Here is an 18,602-nt window from a genome sequence, read left to right on the forward strand (position 1 = left end):
AATTGAAGCGTCTTATCGTTTGATGAGAATCGCAATTCCCTGGCCACCGCCGATGCATGCGCTGGCGATGCCATAGGTCTTCTTTCTGCGGCCCAGTTCCAGAGCGAGGGTCAACACCAGCCGGGTGCCGGTGGCGCCGAGGGGATGCCCCAGCGCAATGGCACCGCCGTTCACGTTGACCTTGTCCCGGTCCAGCCCGAGGTCCTTCTCCACCGCCAGGTACTGCGCGGAGAACGCCTCGTTGATTTCGAACAGGTCGATGTCGTCCAGGCGGAGTCCGGTCTTTTTCAGCAGGCCGCGGATGGCCGGGGAGGGTCCGATGCCCATCTCCGACGGCTCCACGCCCACCACGTGCCAGTCCACCACTTCCGCGATGGGCACGCGTCCCTCGCGGGCGGCCACGTCGGCGTCAGCGATGACCACACACGCCGCCCCGTCCACCATGCCGCTCGCGTTGCCCGCGGTGACGGTGCCGTCCTTGCCGAACGCCGGCGGCAGCTTGGCCATCCCCTCCAGGGTGGCATTGACGTAGAAGTGATCGTCGCGCTCGACGCTGCCCAGCACGCGCGTGCCGCGGCGCACCTCCACCGGCACCACCTCGTCGACGAATGCCCCGCCGTTGGCAGCCTTCTCGCCCAGGTGCGTGCTGCGCAGCGCGTATTCGTCCTGGGCCTCACGCGAGATGCCCATGCGCGCGGCCAGCCTCTCGGCGGTCTGGGCCATGAACAGGCCACACATGGGATCCATCAGCGACACGTACAACGAATCCTCCAACTGCCCCTGTCCCAGTTTGATCCCGGTGCGCGCCCCGCGGATGACGTGCGGCGCCTGGCTCAGGTTCTCCATTCCCCCGGCCAGTATGTAGCCGGCGCCGTCTCCGATGAGGTACGCGCCGGAGACGATGGACTGGATACCCGAACCGCACAGGCGGTTGACGGTGAGCGCGGGCACCGGCAAAGGAATGCCGGCTTTGAGGCCGACGTGGCGCGCACCGTACAGCGCGTCACCGCTGGTCTGAAGCGCGTTGCCCATCACCACGTGCTCGATCTTCTCCGGCGCCACGCCCGCCTTCTCCATTGCGCCCCGGGCCGCAACCGCGCCCAGCTCCAGCGCAGAGACGTCCTTGAGCGCGCCGCCCGGCTTGCCGTCACCGCGCTTGCCACCGGCCCACTCGGCCATGGGGGTGCGTGCACCGCCCAGAATCACCACTCTCTTGCGCATGGCTCCGTCATCCTTCTCTGCGTTCAAGAATCGTAGGCCGCGATGCCGGTGAGCGCGTCACCCACGATGAGCGTATGGATCTCGTACGTTCCCTCGTAGGTATCAACCGTCTCGAGGTTGCACATGTGGCGCATGGACTGGTACTCGCCCGAGATGCCATTGGCGCCCAGGATGCTGCGCGCGATGCGTGCAATTTCAAGTGACTTGCGCACGTTGTTGCGCTTGGCCATGGAAACGTGCGGGAACTTGAGGTTGCCCGCGTCCTTGAGCCGGCCCAGCTGAATCATCATGAGCTGCATGAGCGATATTTCGGTGGCCATGTCCGCGAGCTTCTTCTGCGTGAGCTGGAAGCCCGCGATGGGACGCGAAAACATGATGCGCTCCTTGCTGTACTCGAGCGCCTCGTGGAAGCACGCCATGGCGGCGCCGATGACACCCCAGGCGATGCCGTAGCGCGCCTGGTTGAGGCACATGAGCGCGGCCTTGAGTCCCTTCGCCTCGGGCAGCCGGTTGCTCCTGGGAATGCGCACACCGTCGAGCACGAGCTCCGCGGTGTCGCTGGCGCGCATCGAGAGCTTGTACTTGATGGGGTTGGCCTGGAACCCCTTGCGCTCTTTTTCCACGATGAACCCGGTGACCTCGCCGTCGAGCTTGGCCCACACCAACGCCACCCCCGCGCCCACGCCGTTGGTGATCCACATCTTGGAGCCGTTGAGTACGTAGTCGTCGCCGTCCTCCACCGCGGTGGTGAGCATGCCTCCCGGGTTGCTGCCAAAGTCCGCCTCGGTGAGACCGAAGCAACCGATGATCTCGCCCTTGGCAAGCTGCGGCAGCCACTTCTGCTTATGCTCCTCCGAACCGAACGCGTAGATCGGATACATGACCAGCGCCGACTGGACCGAGGCAAAACTGCGCAGACCGGAATCACAGCGCTCCAGTTCCTGCATCATCAGCCCGTAGGCCACGTTGTTGAGACCCGCGCAGCCGTAGCCCTGGATGGTGGATCCAAAGACGCCCAACTCTCCCAGCGGCTTGACGAGCTCCGCCGGGAAGGTACCGTTCTCATAACTGTCCGTGAACTTGGGCAGCGCCTCCTCCTCGATGAATACGCGCACGGCATCGCGCACCATCTTCTCGTCATCGGTGAGAAGCGAATCCGCCATCACGAAATCGAACCCGTCGAACCGTTTCATGGTTTGTTTCCTTTGCGTTGCCCTCTAGCGGGCCTTGAAGTCGGCCTTGCGCTTCTCCAGGAATGCCTGCAACCCCTCGCGCATGTCGTCGGTGGCGCACAGCAGCCCGAACAGGGTTGCCTCCATGCGGCACCCGTGGTCCAGCCCGACGTCGAGCCCGTAGTCGACCGCCTGCATGGCGGCGCGCACCGCGAGCGGCCCGTTGCGCTGGATGCGCAGCGCCGTCTTTCGCGCCGCCTCCGCCAGCCCGGCCAGCGGGACCACCTGGCTCACCAGCCCCAGCCGGTGCGCCTCCGCGGCGTCCACCGCGCGGCCGGTGAGAATGAGATCCATGGCCACGCCGCGCCCCACGATGCGCGGCAGGCGCTGGGTTCCCGCGTAGCCGGGAATGACGCCCAGCGTAACCTCCGGCAGCCCGATCTTGGCGTTCTCGGCAGCGATGCGGATGGTGCACGCCATGGCCAGCTCGCAGCCACCGCCCAGCGCGTAGCCGTTGATCGCGGCGATGGACGGCTTGCCCATGGTCTCGAGACGCCGGAACGTGCGCTGCCCGATCTCACATGTCTTTCTCCCGCTCACCGGATCCATCTTGGCGAGTTCGGAAATGTCGGCGCCGGAGACGAACGCCTTCTCGCCGGCACCGGTGATGATCAGCACGCGCACACTGTCGTCGGCCTCCGCGGCGGCAAACGCCCTGTCGAGCTCGCCCACCGTGTGCCTGGACAGGGCGTTGAGCATGCTGGCGCGATTGATGGTAATGCTGGCAATACCGTCCGTAACCTCATACAGAAGATGTTCGAACTCCACCGCCATCACCTACTTCCCCTCGTACGCGTAGAAGCCCCGCCCCGTCTTGCGACCCCAGTGCCCGGCCTGCACCATGCGGCGCAGCAGAACCGGCGCCGCGTATTTGGACTCGCGGAACTCGGCGTACATCACGTCGGCGGCATGCAGCGTGGTATCGAGCCCCACGTAGTCGAGGAGCGTGATGGGGCCCATGGGATAGCCGCAGCCGTACACCATGGCCTTGTCCACGTCTTCCGGCGTCGCCACACCGTCCTGCACCATGCGGACCGCGTCCAGCAGATACGGAATGAGCAGCTTGTTCACCACGAACGCCGGCGTGTCCGGGCAGGTGATGGGTTCCTTCCCCACCGCGACCGCGAACTCGCGGCACGCCGCCATGACCGTGTCGGAGGTCGTGTGGCCCTTGATGATCTCCACCAGCTTCATGACCGGAACGGGATTGAAGAAGTGCATGCCGACCATGCGCTCGGGCTTGTCCACCACAGCGGCGATCTCGGTGACGGAGATCGACGAGGTGTTGGTGGCGAGAATGGTGTCACCGCGCACGATGCCGGAGAGGTCCTTGAACAGTTTCTTCTTGAGTTCCGTGTTCTCGGTGACCGCCTCGATGACCAGGTCGCAGTCCTTGAGCGACGCCAGCCCGGTGGAAGACGAGAGGTTCTTGCGCGCCGCAGCAAACTGCTCCTCGGTGATTTTGCCCCGCTTCTTCCCCTTCTCCATCGACTCCTCGATCTTGGCCATTCCCTTCTTGAGAATGTCATCGTTGATCTCGACCACGTGGGTGGTGTAGCCGGCCAGCGCGCTGATCTGCGCGATGCCCGAACCCATCAACCCGCACCCGACAACTCCAACCTTCTTCATGACAACTCCTTTCGGCCCCGATCCGGGCCCTGCTGGTCCCGCGCGTGGCGGTCGCTCCACGGGGAAGGCCAACGGGCCTTCCCTGGTATTCCCTTGCTGAAAAATCGGCTGATACGGGTGCGGCCCGCGGCCTCAATCGCGTTCCACGAGCAGCGCCATGCCCATGCCGCCGCTGACACACAGCGTGGCGATCCCCAGCGACGCCGAACGGCGCCGCATCTCGTGCAGGAGCGTCACCACGATGCGCGCACCCGTGCATCCAATGGGGTGCCCCAGGCTGATCGCGCCACCGTTGGGATTGACGCGCGCCCGGTCGAATTTCAACTCGCGTTCGCACGCGATTACCTGCGCCGCGAAAGCCTCGTTCAACTCGATGACGCCCACGTCGTCGAGCTTGAGATCGTTTCGCTCCAGGATCTGCCGCACCGCCGGCACCGGCCCGATGCCCATGCGCCGCGGCTCCACACCCGTGGCCACGAAGTCCCGGATCCATCCCAGCGGGCGTTTGCCGGACGCGCGCGCCGCCTGCTCGGAGGCAAGCACCAGCGCGGCGGCACCGTCGGTGATCCCGGAGGCGTTCCCGGCCGTGACCGAACCATCCTTGCGGAACACCGCCGGCAGGCGGGCGAGGTCGGCCACAGTGACGCCCGCGCGCGGATGTTCGTCGCTGTCAACGACAATGGACTCTCCACGCCGCGCTACCGTCACGGGAGCAATTTCGTCGGCGAATACCTGCGCCGACATGGCGCGCTCGACACGATGCTGACTCATCGCCGCCCAGTCGTCCTGCTCCTCGCGGCTGATATCGAATTCCTCCGCGAGAATCTCCGCCGTCGCGCCCATCAGCATGTCGGCCAGCGGACACAGGAATCCGTCGCGATACATCCCGTCCACCACGGCACCGTTGCCGAGGCGGTATCCCTCGCGCGCGCGGTCGAGCATGAACGGCACGCGCGACATGCTCTCCATGCCGCCGGCGAGCACCGTGGTCGCACGGCCCAGGCGGATCGCATCCGCCGCGAGCGCGATCGACTTGATACCGGAACCGCACGCGGCATTGATGGTGAACGCGGGCACCGTCTCCGGAATGCCGGCACCCACCGACACCTGGCGCGCGGGATTGGGGCCACAACCCGCCTGACGGGCGTGACCAATGAGGACTTCATCGACGTCGCTCGGCGAGATTCCGGAGGAGAAAAGCACCTGGCGCGCTACGTCCGCGCCGAGCGTCACCGCAGGAATGTCCTTGAAAGCGCCGAGGAACTTGCCGATGGGAGTCCGCTTGGCCTCGAGAATGGCTACACGCGAGGACACAATCCCCTCACGAATCCGTCGCGGGTGGTGGGAACCATCCGCTGGATCGAATGATTAACGGCTGAAATCTCAACAGGTTGCTCGGCCCGAAGCCTATCCGACCCCCGCCCCAAGGTCAAGAAAAACCGGGGCGGCCGACGGCGCTGGTTCGCTCTTTGCATTCACGCTCCCGGACGCTGCGTATCCTATGAAATCCAAGCAGGTTGTAGAATTCGTCCGGGGCCTCCCGGGGTCCCACGGGAGCCGGATTGCGATCCTGATGCGGCCGCTCATTGCGTTCCGCGTCATGATGGCCGTCCTCGCCTACCCGAGCGCCCTCGCCGCCCAGCCGGCGGCCGAGCCGCGCATGTCGCCCGCGGTGGCCTCCGCGCTGGAGGTGCAGCTGGCCGAGGTATTCCGGTCGCAGGCCCAGTCCGGCGCCTACGCGCTTCCCGCCATGGCGCGCGAGTTGAGTTCCTACCCGATGCTCGCCACCATGTCGTGGGACGCCTACCAGACCACGGGCAACAAGGCCCGCGTCAGCCAGGCCGCCTATTCCATCGCGCGGTACTATACCTATCTCTACTCCGCCGAGGACCGTGATGGCGATCGCCTCATCGAGTCGCGGGCGCCATGGGGAGACGAAGACGCACGCGTCGAGGATCCGGGCCTGAACGCGTTGCTCGCGGTGGACCAGCAGCGGCTCGCGCGCATCAACCTGGAACTGCGCCGCACCATGCCCGCGCTGTACTGGTATGACAGTGCGCGGGCGGTGGAGCGCGCGGTGGTGGCGCGCAGCTTCGACCCGGACGCGGCATTCTTCTTCCCCATCGACGCCATCAACGGCCAGCTGTCGCGGCACGTTAGTGCCATCGCGGCGTTGCCGGTCTCCTTCGACGGCATCGTGGGCGGAAACATCACCGATCTGGTGGTCCGCCGGCATGTGGTGCCCTGGACGGCCGACTTCACACACACCCCTGGAAATGCAGACAACGCCACCTCGCGCACCGTGGAACGCATGGTGGCGGTGGATGTCCTGCGCACCGCCGGGCTTGAAAGGGAAATTGCCGCGCTACGCGCCGTCCCCATGCTGTCACCGTCGAACGCCGGTATTCTCGCCGTATTTGCCACCGAGCGAGCCATGATCGACGAGCCCCTCGTTGACCGGACCGTGGCGCTGGATATCCTCTACACGCTGGTGCGCGCGTGCGGCAGGTTCCGCGATGCAGATGTGGTCCGACTGGAGTCCAGCGTGGCTGAGGTGAAGTCGCTCGCGCGTGACCCGCACGCTTCCCACTCGCTCGAAACGGGCGACCGTGCGGTGCGAGACGTCTACACGGCGGTCTCGCAACTGCGCGATCACCTCGGTGAGAGCCGCTTCTGGAAGCCCGAGGATCGCGCCGCGTTCCCCGGCAGCGACGCCAACGCGGCGGCGGCCCGCCTCACTGAAGACGTTCTCCTCCTCGCCCGGCGCGCCGAGAACCAACTGTTCGAACTGCGCTTCGGAAGAATCGGCGCGGAAGTGACCACCGCGCTCTCCAGCAACACAACGGTGGAGGGCAACGACATTCTCATGCGCTGGCAGATCTCCTCCACCGGGCGCCCCATCGAGTTCAAGGCGATACAGGCCGGGGTGCTGGGCGAGGGACTGGCGCCGCTGGCAAACGCCGACCTCACCGTCCGCCCGGGCGGTGAACCGCTGCGCTTTTCCGCACGGCACCGCGTCCGACCCGGCCCGCGAAACCTGCGCACGGTAACCTTCATGATCACGCTGGAGAACACCGACGGTGGACGCGCACGGTATTATTCGGAGCGGTCCGTGTTCGTGCAGCCCCCGGTGAGCGTCGTCGCGCGCTTTCCCCGCGGGCGCATCATCACCGGCAAGTCGGTGCCGATCGAGGTGTCGCTCGCCCGCAACAGCCGCGCCTCGGAGAACACCCAGTACTTCTGGTTCAGCCCCAGCGGGTTGCGTCTCGCCCAGGGCAACCAGGGCTATATTCCGTTCTCGGCGTCGGACACCATGCGCACCACCTTGAACGTCGAGGTGCCGACACCATGTCGCCCCGGCGTCTTTCCGTTCACGCTCAAGTTCTTCTCCAGCGAACGCGACGCGGGAACCATCTCGGCCAGCCTCTTCAAGCCGTACCAGTGGACGGCGCTGGGTCCGTTTCCCGCCAAGGGCGGCCTGAATGGCAAGCTGCCGCCCGAGTCCGGCATCGGGCTGCTGCAGAGCTACGCGGGCACCGACGGGATGCTCAAATGGAAACCAGTGCCCGCTTCCGCATGCGGCCCCGGCGGCGAAGTCAGCGTCAACAGCATCATCAAGGGATCCGGCGTGTCATTCCTCTACACGGTGGTCGCATGCGAATACGAGACCGACATCGAGGCACGCCTGGTTGCCAACTGTCCGGCGACGCTGATCATCAACGGGCGGCGTTCGCTCACCGTGGGCACTTCCAGCGATACGTCTTCGGCGGTGGTTCACCTGGACGCGGATCGCAATCACATCTTGCTGAAGTTCGTGGGCGATGCGACATCGGTGGTGGAATTCACACTCGGCAGCAACGACAACCTTGCCGCCGACGAATTCAACAACGACCTCATGGTACTGGCCGAGGGTTACAGGGAGCTGGTGGCGCGTGAAAACGCCGGCGAGGGTGCCCAGTCGGAGACCCACCGCCTGGTGACATTCCGTATCGAAGAACCGGCCGCGTCATCGGTATCGCTGGTGGGCAGTTTCAACGGCTGGTCCCCGCAGAATCACAAGCTGCAGAAGCGGGACGGCAAGACGTGGGAGATCACGCTTTCGCTCGCACCGGGGCGCTACGCATACCGTTTCCTTGTCGATCAGAAGAAGCAAATCCTGGATCCGTCCACCAAGCTCACGGAACCGGACGGTTTCGGCGGGCAGAACTCCGTGGTCATCGTCAGCCGCTAGACAACCGGCTCGCGGGCCCTGTCGACGATTTCCCCGACTCTACTTCACCAGCAGCATCTTGCGTGTCTGCGAACGGCGATCCGCTGTAAGGCGGTACACGTAGACACCCGACGCCACCGGGCGGCCGGCATCGTCGGTACCGTCCCAGGCCATGGTGTGCGCGCCGGCGTCGAAGGTTCCCTGCGCGAGCCTGCGCACCAGCGCGCCGCGGATGTCATACACATTCAACGCCACGGTTCCCCGGGCCGGCAGGAAGAAGCGGATGGACGTGCTCGGGTTGAACGGATTGGGATGGTTCTGTTCCAGCACCATGTCGCGTGCCGGCACCGTGGCCGAGCCACGGTGAAGTTCGCGCGGCGTGTCGCCGTCGATCTGCGACTCGAGCAGGTAGTAGTAGGTGCGCCCCGGCTCTACGTTCGTATCCACGAATTCGTAGCTTCCGCCGCTTTGCGGCTCCAGCCCATCGGCAATCACGCGCCATCCGCCGTCGGGATCCTGCGAGCGGTACAGGCGCACCACCTCGTTGGCCTCGCGGCCCAGCAGCTCATAGCGCAGGCGCACACCCGTGTCGGTCACGGAAATTGACGCATCGCGCAGCATGGTGGCCACGATGTGATTGATGGTAACCGCACTGGCGAGCGTGTAGGACTGGCCGTCCGGGTTGGTCACCACCAGATCCCACAGACCGGCGGTCTTGGAATACACATTCACCGTCGCGCGGATGAGGGTGGCATCCACCCACTCCAGCGAGACGGGTAGAATGTCGCCGGAATCGTAGGCACCCGATGGTTCCATCACAGCGCCGGGCAGCACGAACACAAACGTCGCCCCGGCCTGGATGCGCGCGCCGGCAATTTCGATCTGCGCCGCCACCTGGTCGTTGTCGATGGCGGGCGGGGCGACCGCCGTGGCCAGCGGACCACGGTTGCCCGCGCGCAGCGTGGCCGACATGGTGGGTGCCGAGGCGCCGATGGCGCTCACCTCGATGCGCGTTGCGCGCTGGGTATTGTCGATGCTCGACGGGTTGGTGAGACTTCCGAAGAGCGTGTTGCTGGCCGTACCGGGGAACGGATCTCCCTCATCACCAAAGTTGCTGCCCACCATGTTGACGAGCCCGTCGGCCTCCTCCAGGACCAGGCCGCGCACCGCGCCACCGGTGCCGTCGTTCTGCATGGTCGGCGAATGAAGGATGCCTTCGTCCACGTGCCATACCAGCATGCCCTCGCCCTCGAGGTTCAGGTCGCCGCCGATGCGCTGGCGGTTTTCCACCAGCCAGTACTCGCGGACTGGGTTCTCAGCCGGGTCCTGGAACCAGCCGTCGGCGTAGGTCTCGAATCCGCTCGTGTAATTCTCGCCGCCGCCCTGCACCGAAACATCGTCGATCGCCAGCAGGCCGCAGGTGGACGGATCGTTGCCGTCGGCATCGTCGAAGGAGTAATCCGAGGTGGCACGAAACTTCAGCGTGTAGGTGCCGCCCGCGCCCGCCAGCGGCGCAAGATGGGGCGCCAGGGCAATGGTGGCGGTGCCGTTGCCCGGACCGGTGTAGGTGGCCAGCGTGTCTTCCACCCCGTTGACCTCGATGAGCGCGTAGCCAAAGTCGTATCCCGGTTCCACGTCGTAGCGGTACTTGTACGAGAACGTCACCGTTCCGGTGCCGCCGTACGTGAAGTCGCGTTCGATGGTCTCGACCCAGTTGGGGCCGTAGCCCGCGCCGGGATCCGCATAGTTGCGCGCCGCGGCCTCGGCCGCGGTGCGCCCGCAGTAGAGCGAGTAGTTGCCCGCGATCACGCACTCGCTGGAGCGACGGAAGAGGTCGTCGGTGAACGGGAGCCTGTACGCAACCGGGTTCTGCTCCGCGTTGCCGATCGACGCCGTGACCGGCTGCCAGCCGATATCAACCGGGACGGTCCAGCCCAGCTCCACCCGCGTCCAGGCCTCGGGGTGCGCGGGCCTCTCCGGCGTGTTCCAGCTGCCTGCGCCCATGATGCCCCAGTGGCCGATGCCGTTGCTGCCGCCGTTGCGGTCGTAGAGATCGGGCAGCCCCAGGCCGTGGCCGAACTCGTGGCAGTACACGCCGATGTCGATCCATGCCGGCTGCGGGTACTTGCCGGTCCCGTCCGGCGGGCCCGGACTGCAATTGAGGGCGGGGCCGATGGTGTAGTCGTCGACCAGGATAAAGCCACCGCCCGCGGCGGGATCGTTGGTCACGAACGCAGCATCACCGGACGCCGGCCACGCCGAGTAGCTCCAGGTGTGCGACGAGATGTTGTTTGGATACGTGCCGCACTCCGCGCCGGGCAGGCTGTGCATGACACACAGCAGGTCGACGAAGCCGTCGTCGTCGCCCGAATTCGGCACGCCGTCGGGGCCGTCGTTGTCATACTGGCCAAAGTCGACCGATCCGTCGCGCGCGTCGAGTAGCTCCTTGATGAACTCGCCGGTTCGCGCGAACCCGGGAACGGTTCCGTTGGAAGAACCGGCGTAGTAGGAATTCACGTTGGCCAGTTTCGTCCACGTGAAGACGTCGCCGTCTATGGTGAACTGGCCGTAGGAGACTTCGCTGTAATACTGGCCGATGGTGCCGGTGGGATTGCTGTCGAAGAGCTGCAGTTGCAGATTCGCAGCGGTGATGGGCACCACCGCCTGGTCACTGAAGTAGCCCGGCAGGACCGGAACCCGCATGGTCCCGGTGAGCGCAAAATCGCCCGCCGCCGCGGCGGCAAGCGCGCCGGGACCATTGTGAACCACGAAGTCGCGGCGCTGTTCGCGCATGCGGCGCGCCTTCTGCGCCCAGGCGTGCTTGACGGTGTAGGCGCTCGCGTCCAGTTTGGACGCGCGCCGCATCGACTCGGGAAGCGCTCCGCCGTCGCGCGGGGGTGCTACCGCGGAGGCAGTGGTGGCGAGAAACAACAGAACGCCGCAAGACGCGGCGCGGACAAGCACACGGCAACCCATAAATGCCAACCTCATGATGCCAGTGCCGCGTGGGGCGGAAGGCGCTGGACGATGCGAACTACCTGCGCGTCAACGTGGCACTGCCACCGGTGGCGCGCATCTCGACGAACTCACACGAAACAAAGCCGATAAAATTGATGCCATTGGCCGGCAGCCCTTCCAGCACCTGGATCTCTCCGCCGGTGAACTCCTGCGTGGCGCGCAGGATATAGGTGACCGTCCGGAAACGGCCCGCGGGCTGGCAGTCGTACGCCAGCATATAGTTGACCGCCGGGTCGCCGGTCGAGACGCTCTTGTGCTCGAACTCGCTGTTCCCCATCACTTCGATGCCGGCGGGAAACGAAATCCGGTACTGGATGGCATTGGTCGAGTACGGCTCCACCGTCTCGGCGAATATGTGCACCCGGAACGGCTCGTCGGGTTTCACCGCGAGCTCGGTCTGCGTTCCCGCGTCGTCGAAGTACGGATTGAGGTAGAGTCCCTCAACCGGGAACTGCTGGCCGGACTCCTCGATCATGGATTCGCCAGGCTTGTCCGTCACATCCGACGGGGGCAACTGGCTGGACACGGACGGGGCCGCATCCTGGGCCACGGCGGCCTGGTCCCCCGTTGACTCCTTCTCCCCGCACCCCACGGCCCCGATCAGCAAGGCACTCAAAAGAAACAAAATCGGACGGCGCAAAATCTCCTCCCGCGCATGCGAAAACGGCCCGCCATGGGCCGCGTAACGACACTATAATACCAGCAATTACGGCATCCGGGCAACCGAAAACGTTGACGCCGCGCACCCCCTGCCCCTAGAATCACGCCTACTAATCTCTTGTCAGGGCGTGGGTTACTTGCTCACCCGCGGGGCCGTGCGGGCGGCGCCGCGCCGCGTCCCCAACACCCAACCACGGTCGGTCTGAATGTCCAGGACCAACGATAAGCTGGAAAAACTCAATCAGATGCGCGCGCAGGCCCACGGCGGCGGCGGCGAGGAGCGCGTGGCCAGGATCCACGCGTCGGGCCGCCTCACCGCGCGCGAACGAATCAACCTTCTCTTCGACCCGGCCACGTTCCAGGAACTGGGCGTGTTCGTCGCGCACCGCTGCACGGACTTCGGCATGGCCGAGCGCCAGGTGCCGGGCGACGGCGTGGTGTGCGGGTACGGGTCGGTCGAAGGCCGCTTGACGTACGCGTTCGCGCAGGACTTCACCGTCTTCGGCGGCACGCTCTCGGAGTCCAACGCCGCCAAGATCTGCCGGCTGATGGACCTGGCGGTGGAAAACGGCGCGCCAGTGGTGGGGTTGAACGACAGCGGCGGTGCGCGCATTCAGGAGGGTGTGGCAAGCCTGGGCGGCTACGCGGAGATATTCCTGCGCAACACGCTCGCCTCGGGCGTGGTCCCCCAGATTTCCGCCATCATGGGACCCTGCGCGGGCGGCGCGGTGTACTCCCCCGCCATCACCGACTTCATCATCATGGTCGACCAGACCAGCCACATGTTCGTCACCGGGCCTAACGTCATCAAGATGGTGACCAACGAAGAGGTGTCATTCGAGGACCTGGGAGGCGCGCAGGCGCACTCCACCAAGAGCGGTGTCGCTCACCTGATGGCGCGCAATGACCAGGATTGCATCCTCATGATCCGCCGGCTGCTGTCCTTCGTCCCGCAGAACAACCTCACCGAGGCGCCGCGCAAGACCGCGGAAGATCCGGCCGACCGGCGCGACGTTTCGCTCAACACCATCATCCCCGAGGACACCAGGGTTCCATACGACATGATCGACGTCATCCACCGTATCGTGGACGAGGGTGACTTCTTCGAGATCCAGCCGCTTTACGCCACAAACATCGTAGTGGGTTTCGCGCGGCTCAACGGGCGCAGCGTGGGCATCGTGGCCAATCAGCCCAAATCGCTTGCCGGCGTGCTCGACATAAAATCCTCGCTCAAGGGTGCGCGCTTCGTGCGTTTCTGCGACTCGTTCAACATCCCGCTGCTCACCTTCGAGGACGTGCCCGGTTTCCTGCCCGGCACCGAACAGGAGTGGGGCGGCATCATCAAGCACGGCGCCAAGCTGCTGTACGCGTTCTGCGAGGCCACCGTTCCCAAGATCACCGTGATCACGCGCAAGGCCTACGGCGGCGCCTACGACGTCATGAGCTCCAAGCACATCCGCGCGGACTATAATGTTGCGTGGCCCACCGCGGAGCTGGCGGTGATGGGCGCCGAGGGCGCGGTGAACATCCTCAACAAGAAGGAAATAGAGTCCGCCGCCAACCCCGCGGCCGAGCGCGCGCGGCGTGTGGCCGAGTACAACGAGAAGTTTGCCAACCCGTACATCGCCGCTTCGCTGGGGTACATCGACGACGTGATCGAACCGGCCGAGACCCGGCCCAGGATCATCGCGGCGCTGGAGAGTCTGGTCAACAAGCGGCAGAGCCTGCCGGCCAAGAAGCACGGCAACATCCCGCTGTAGTTGGCGCCTGTCATGTTCAACAAAATTCTAATCGCCAACCGGGGCGAGATCGCCGTCCGCATCGCGCGTGCCTGTAAGGAGATGGGTATCACGCCGGTCGCGATCTACTCCGACGTGGATCGCGTGGCACTGCACGTGGCACACGCCTACGAGGCACACCGGGTGGGCGGGCCCGAGAGCCGTGACAGCTACCTCAACATCCCAGCGATAATCGCCGCCGCGCGCAAGAGCGGCGCCGGGGCCATCCACCCCGGTTACGGCTTCCTGGCCGAGAATCGCGACTTTGCGCAGGCGTGCGCCGACGCGGGCATCACCTTCATCGGCCCCCCACCGCACGCGATGCAGGCCATGGGCAACAAGCTCCTCGCCCGCGCGGCCATGAAGAAGGCCAACGTCCCCACCGTGCCCGGCAGTGACGGCCCCGTGGCCGACGCGAAGGAGGCCGCACGCGTGGCGGCGCGCATCGGTTACCCGGTCCTGCTCAAGGCGGCGGCCGGGGGCGGCGGCAAGGGCATGCGCATCGTGGCCGCCGAGAAGGAATTCGCCAACGCGCTGGCCCTCACGGTGGGAGAGGCGCGCAGCGCCTTCGGGGATGCGTCCGTGTACATAGAGAAGTTCATCGAGCGCCCCAAGCACATCGAGATCCAGGTGATGGCGGACGACCACGGCAACGTGATCAGCTACGGAGAGCGCGAGTGCTCCATGCAGCGCCGCTACCAGAAGGTCATCGAGGAGGCGCCTTCCCCCGTCGTCGACCCGACGATGCGCGCCGCCCTCTCCGAAGCGGCACGCAAGGCCGCTGCCGCCGTCGGTTACCGCGGCGCGGGCACGGTGGAGTTCATCGTCGATGCGCAGCGAAACTTCTACTTCCTGGAGATGAACACGCGTCTCCAGGTGGAACACCCGGTTACCGAGATGATCTACGGGGTGGACCTGGTCAAGCAGCAGATCGAGGTTGCGGCCGGCCTCGAGATACCCGTTCAACAGGATGCCGTTGCCATCAACGGCCACGCCATCGAGATGCGCCTGTATGCCGAGGATCCGTCGCACAATTTCATGCCGTCGGTGGGCACCATCAAGCGCCTGGTGCTCCCGCAGGGTCCCGGGGTGCGCAACGAGAACGGCGTGTACGAAGGCTACGAGATACCCATCTACTACGACCCCATGATCGGCAAGCTGGTGGTGTGGGCACAGACGCGCGAGGAGGCCATTCGCCGCGCCCACCGGGCCTTGCGCGAGTACCGCTGCGAACCGGTTCGTACCAACGTCGACTTCCTGTTGTGGGCGCTGGCGGAGCCGGCGTTCCTCGACGGGAGCTACGACACCAAACACATCGAGATGCACTTCGATGCCACCCTGTTGCACCGGCATGACGAAGAGATAGAAATGGCCTGCATCGCCGCCTGTATCGCCGCACACGCTTACCGCTCCACCGTCCGCTATGCAATGAGCGACGACGGTGGCGATGGCTGGCGCCGCGCGGCGCGCGCCGACGCGGTCCGGCGGTGGTCGCGATGAAATTCGTGGTACGGGTTGACGGGCAGGAGCGCATTCTCCACGTCACGCGGGAAGACGGCCGCTACCAGATCCAGATCGACGGGCGCGCCCTCTCCGTGGACTGTCAGACCTTCGGCGACCCGAACACCTTCTCCCTGCTCATCGACCGCCGCTCCTTCCTGGTGGAGAGTGCGCCGGTGCGCCCCGATACCGGCGAGTACTTCGCCCGCGTGATGGGCCGCCACTACGACGTCGAGGTGCTCGACGAGCTGCTGGTGGCGGTGCGCGACGCCGAGAAGGAGCACGAGCATACCGGCGACTTTACCGTCAAGGCACCCATGCCGGGACTGGTGGTGGAGGTGCGGATCGCCGTGGGCGACCACGTGGCCGCGGGCGATTCCGTGGTGGTGATGGAGGCGATGAAAATGCGCAACGAACTTTCCAGTGTCGTCGCAGGAACGGTCAAGAGCGTCAGCGTGGCGGCGGGCGACAAGGTCGATTCGCAGGCCGCGCTGGTAACCATCGAGAGGGACTGATGGCGTCGCGCACCCGCAAGGACTGGCGAAAGAACACCTACGATCCGTTCGTGGCCAGGCGCCCCGAGCGCAAGCCGCACTTCCGCACCTCGTCCGGCATCGAGATCGAACCGGTCTACGCCCCCGACGCCCCGCCGGACGACGCCACCGGGAAGCGCGTGGGATTTCCGGGCGAGTTTCCCTACACGCGCGGCGTATACCCCACCATGTACCGCGGGCGCCCCTGGACCATCCGCCAGTACGCCGGCTTCGGCACCGCCAGGGATACCAACGAGCGCTTCCTCTCTCTGTTGCAGCGCGGGCAAACGGGACTCTCGGTCGCGTTCGACCTCCCCACCCAGATGGGGCTGGACTCGGACCACCCGCTGGCCGCGGGGGAGGTGGGCCGCGTGGGCGTCGCCATCGACACCGTCGACGACATGGCAACACTCTTCGATGGCATTGCGCTCGACGCGGTCAGCACTTCCATGACCATCAACGCCACCGCTTCCATCCTGCTCGCAATGTACTGCGTCGTCTCCGAGGAGCGCGGCGCGGAACGATCGCAGCTGGCCGGCACCGTGCAGAACGACATTCTCAAGGAGTATATCGCACGCGGCACCTATGTCTTCCCGCCCGCGCCATCCATGCGCATCATCACCGACATGTTTGCGTGGTGCGCCCGGGAGATGCCGAACTGGAACCCCATCAGCATCAGCGGTTACCACATCCGTGAGGCGGGCGCGACCGCGGCGCAGGAGATCGCATTCACCCTCGCCAACGGCGTCGCCTACGTCCAGGCGGGTGTGGACGCGGGGCTCGAAGTGGACGACTTTGCGCCGCGCCTGTCGTTCTTCTTCAACGTGCACAATAACTTCTTCGAGGAAGTGGCCAAGTTCCGCGCCGCGCGGCGCATGTGGGCCACACTCATGCGCGACCGTTTCGGCGCGAAGATGGCGGACAGCCTGCTCTTGCGTTTCCACTCGCAGACCGCAGGCAGCACGCTCACCGCCCAGCAGCCCGAGAACAACATCGTGCGCACCGCCCTGCAGGCGCTGGCGGCGGTGCTGGGCGGCACCCAGTCGCTGCACACCAACAGCCTGGACGAAGCACTGGGACTTCCCTCGGATCGCGCCGCGCGCATCGCGCTGCGCACCCAGCAGGTGATCCTGGAGGAGTCCGGCGTGGCGGATTCCATCGACCCCGTCGGCGGCAGCCACTACCTGGAGGCACTCACCGACGCGCTCGAAGAGCGCGCGCTGGCCCTCATGGCCGAAATCGGGAAGCTCGGCGGCATGATCACCGCCATCGAACAGGGCTTCCCGCAGCGCGAAATCGAACGCGCCAGCTACGAGTACCAGAAGGCGCTGGAGCGGGGCGACGAACGCGTGGTGGGGGTGAACACCGCGAACGAGGGCGGGGTGGAAGACACGCCCGTGTTTCGCGTCGACCCCGCGCTGGAGCGCGAACAGGTGGCGCGGCTGGAAGCGCGGCGCGCGGCGCGCGACGGAGCGCGCGTGGCAAAAACGCTGACGGCACTCGACGCCGCGGCACGCGGCAAGGACAACCTGATGCCACTCATCATGGACGCGGTGGCGGCGCGGGCCACCATCGGCGAAATCTGCGACACGCTGGCGAAGACATTCGGACGGCACCGCGACCGCGGAGGCATGCGATGATCGGCGGCATCGACCACATCGCCATCGCCGTCGAGGACATCGACACGGCCGTTGCGCTCTTCGAGAACGTGCTGGGCCTCAAGGTCACCCACCGCGAGGAGATCGCGGGCTACGGCGTGCGCGTGGCCACCGTCGCCACCGGCGGTACCGACGTGGAACTTGTGCAGGGCACCACCCCCGACTCCCCCATTGCAAAGTTCATCGCGCAACGCGGGCCTGGCATGCACCACGTCGCCTTCCAGGTGGATGATATTCATGCCGCCCTCGCAGAAATGAAAGAACGCGGCGTCGATCTCATCGATCAAACGCCGCGTCCCGGTAAACAGGGCTCGCTGGTGGCCTTCATCCACCCGAAGGCCACCGGACGGGTGCTGTGCGAGCTGGTCCAGAATCGCAGGTAGTCGGGCTTGCCCGTTGACGCTTTCCACACGACTTCCTGCGTTCACTTGTGGCGAACCCGCGAACGCAGGAGGTTACCCATGGCCGCCATCAAGAACGTTCCCACCCGCACCGCGCGGGCACTCGCGCTGGGACTCGTAATTTCGCTGGGGGCGTGTGGTTCCGATTCGCCCAGCGACTCAGGGGGACCCCCGTCGGGGGTCTCCTGTCCCGAGGTGCAGGGAACGCCCATCGAGATCAATATCAGCCGGTTCGAGTGGGAGGGCGCCACGGTCGAGTACAACGGGGCCTCGACGACGACTTACCAGAACCGGGCCACGGTGACGGGTGTGTCGACGCCGGTGGTGGGACCCGGGGATCGTGTCCTCGTCCGGGTGAGCTTCGCCAATCCGCTCGAGTACGTGAGCGAGGATCCGTGGCTCGTCTCGTTCGTCGTCCAGGGAGGATTCCAGGGGGGATACCGCGGGGAGGCGACAATACAACCTCCGCTGTTCACGGGTGACTGGCCGTTGGCCAGCCCGTTCGCGCACTGCGATGCCCTCGAGCAGGACTGGGTGCTCACGGCCATCAACATGAGTGTGCGGGCGAGCCCGGCCAAGGGCGAGCGGCTCAACTGCATCGTGTTCGATTGCACGATTCCCGCACAACTGAACATCGGCGCAACCCCGGTGGCCGCCGCCATTCCCATTGACCAGATCATCTGGTATGCCGTGCGCAGCGACGGTGACCACAGCGGCGACCCGCCACCTATCGAAGCGGTCAAGCGCTAGGCGGCGCCGGTG

At 65.8% G+C, this 18,602-nt stretch carries 14 protein-coding genes; 7 read left to right on the plus strand and 7 right to left on the minus strand.

Translation table 11 applies throughout. The annotated features are described in order from the left end of the window. Nucleotides 1–12: 12 nt before the first annotated feature. From OEX18_02735 to OEX18_02755, 5 genes are all read right to left on the minus strand, one after another. The gene (locus OEX18_02735) at nucleotides 13–1,221 is read right to left on the minus strand and encodes an acetyl-CoA C-acyltransferase (GenBank protein MDH4336173.1); all 1,209 of its coding nucleotides are present in this window, start codon (nucleotides 1,219–1,221) and stop codon (nucleotides 13–15) included. Between the two features lie 23 nt (nucleotides 1,222–1,244). Beyond that, entirely contained in the window at nucleotides 1,245–2,414 is a 1,170-nt protein-coding gene (locus OEX18_02740; GenBank protein MDH4336174.1) for an acyl-CoA dehydrogenase family protein, read from the minus strand. 24 nt (nucleotides 2,415–2,438) lie between these two features. Beyond that, nucleotides 2,439–3,221, minus strand: a complete 783-nt coding sequence (locus tag OEX18_02745; GenBank protein ID MDH4336175.1) for an enoyl-CoA hydratase-related protein — start codon at nucleotides 3,219–3,221, stop codon at nucleotides 2,439–2,441. A gap of 9 nt (nucleotides 3,222–3,230) precedes the next feature. Further along, complete coding sequence (locus OEX18_02750; GenBank protein MDH4336176.1) at nucleotides 3,231–4,082, minus strand: 3-hydroxyacyl-CoA dehydrogenase family protein; 852 nt, start codon at nucleotides 4,080–4,082, stop codon at nucleotides 3,231–3,233. A gap of 132 nt (nucleotides 4,083–4,214) precedes the next feature. After that, complete coding sequence (locus tag OEX18_02755; GenBank protein MDH4336177.1) at nucleotides 4,215–5,396, minus strand: thiolase family protein; 1,182 nt, start codon at nucleotides 5,394–5,396, stop codon at nucleotides 4,215–4,217. Between the two features lie 259 nt (nucleotides 5,397–5,655). Between OEX18_02755 and OEX18_02760 the strand changes: the two genes are divergently transcribed. Next, a complete protein-coding gene (locus OEX18_02760; protein ID MDH4336178.1) occupies nucleotides 5,656–8,313 on the plus strand; it encodes an isoamylase early set domain-containing protein in 2,658 nt (885 codons plus the stop codon). A gap of 39 nt (nucleotides 8,314–8,352) precedes the next feature. Here OEX18_02760 and OEX18_02765 read toward each other — a convergent pair whose 3' ends face one another. Together OEX18_02765 and OEX18_02770 are read right to left on the minus strand one after the other, a co-directional pair. Further along, nucleotides 8,353–11,283 carry a M6 family metalloprotease domain-containing protein gene (locus tag OEX18_02765; protein MDH4336179.1) on the minus strand — a complete coding sequence of 977 codons (2,931 nt, stop codon included), beginning with the start codon at nucleotides 11,281–11,283 and terminating at the stop codon, nucleotides 8,353–8,355. Between the two features lie 43 nt (nucleotides 11,284–11,326). Further along, nucleotides 11,327–11,836, minus strand: coding sequence for a hypothetical protein (locus OEX18_02770; GenBank protein MDH4336180.1), 510 nt, complete (start codon nucleotides 11,834–11,836; stop codon nucleotides 11,327–11,329). 340 nt (nucleotides 11,837–12,176) lie between these two features. On the opposite strand from OEX18_02770, the gene OEX18_02775 reads away from it, so the two are divergent. From OEX18_02775 to OEX18_02800, 6 genes are all read left to right on the plus strand, one after another. Continuing rightward, on the plus strand, nucleotides 12,177–13,730 hold the full coding sequence (locus tag OEX18_02775; GenBank protein ID MDH4336181.1) for an acyl-CoA carboxylase subunit beta: 1,554 nt from the start codon (nucleotides 12,177–12,179) through the stop codon (nucleotides 13,728–13,730). A 12-nt stretch (nucleotides 13,731–13,742) separates the two neighbouring features. Then, on the plus strand, nucleotides 13,743–15,248 hold the full coding sequence (accC, locus tag OEX18_02780; protein MDH4336182.1) for an acetyl-CoA carboxylase biotin carboxylase subunit: 1,506 nt from the start codon (nucleotides 13,743–13,745) through the stop codon (nucleotides 15,246–15,248). Further along, entirely contained in the window at nucleotides 15,236–15,763 is a 528-nt protein-coding gene (locus OEX18_02785) for a biotin/lipoyl-binding protein (protein ID MDH4336183.1), read from the plus strand. Before accC ends, OEX18_02785 begins: the two co-directional genes overlap by 13 nt. Next, nucleotides 15,763–17,421: a methylmalonyl-CoA mutase family protein gene (locus OEX18_02790; protein MDH4336184.1), complete on the plus strand. Its 1,659-nt coding sequence runs from the start codon at nucleotides 15,763–15,765 to the stop codon at nucleotides 17,419–17,421. Before OEX18_02785 ends, OEX18_02790 begins: the two co-directional genes overlap by 1 nt. Next, nucleotides 17,418–17,822 (plus strand): methylmalonyl-CoA epimerase, encoded by a 405-nt coding sequence (mce, locus tag OEX18_02795; protein MDH4336185.1) that lies wholly within the window; start codon nucleotides 17,418–17,420, stop codon nucleotides 17,820–17,822. Before OEX18_02790 ends, mce begins: the two co-directional genes overlap by 4 nt. A gap of 78 nt (nucleotides 17,823–17,900) precedes the next feature. Beyond that, nucleotides 17,901–18,590, plus strand: coding sequence for a hypothetical protein (locus tag OEX18_02800; GenBank protein MDH4336186.1), 690 nt, complete (start codon nucleotides 17,901–17,903; stop codon nucleotides 18,588–18,590). Nucleotides 18,591–18,602 lie beyond the last annotated feature (12 nt).

It is taken from the genome of Candidatus Krumholzibacteriia bacterium, assembly GCA_029865265.1.
Classification (GTDB): Bacteria; Krumholzibacteriota; Krumholzibacteriia; order WVZY01; family JAKEHA01; genus JAKEHA01.

Coding starts and splice junctions, on each gene's coding strand:
- mce (MDH4336185.1), top strand. CDS start 17,418: ATGATCGGCGGCATCGACCACATCGCCATCGCCGTCGAGGACATCGAC.
- OEX18_02735 (MDH4336173.1), bottom strand. CDS start 1,221: ATGCGCAAGAGAGTGGTGATTCTGGGCGGTGCACGCACCCCCATGGCC.
- OEX18_02760 (MDH4336178.1), top strand. CDS start 5,656: ATGCGGCCGCTCATTGCGTTCCGCGTCATGATGGCCGTCCTCGCCTAC.
- OEX18_02800 (MDH4336186.1), top strand. CDS start 17,901: ATGGCCGCCATCAAGAACGTTCCCACCCGCACCGCGCGGGCACTCGCG.
- OEX18_02750 (MDH4336176.1), bottom strand. CDS start 4,082: ATGAAGAAGGTTGGAGTTGTCGGGTGCGGGTTGATGGGTTCGGGCATC.
- accC (MDH4336182.1), top strand. CDS start 13,743: ATGTTCAACAAAATTCTAATCGCCAACCGGGGCGAGATCGCCGTCCGC.
- OEX18_02790 (MDH4336184.1), top strand. CDS start 15,763: ATGGCGTCGCGCACCCGCAAGGACTGGCGAAAGAACACCTACGATCCG.
- OEX18_02740 (MDH4336174.1), bottom strand. CDS start 2,414: ATGAAACGGTTCGACGGGTTCGATTTCGTGATGGCGGATTCGCTTCTC.
- OEX18_02765 (MDH4336179.1), bottom strand. CDS start 11,283: ATGAGGTTGGCATTTATGGGTTGCCGTGTGCTTGTCCGCGCCGCGTCT.
- OEX18_02775 (MDH4336181.1), top strand. CDS start 12,177: ATGTCCAGGACCAACGATAAGCTGGAAAAACTCAATCAGATGCGCGCG.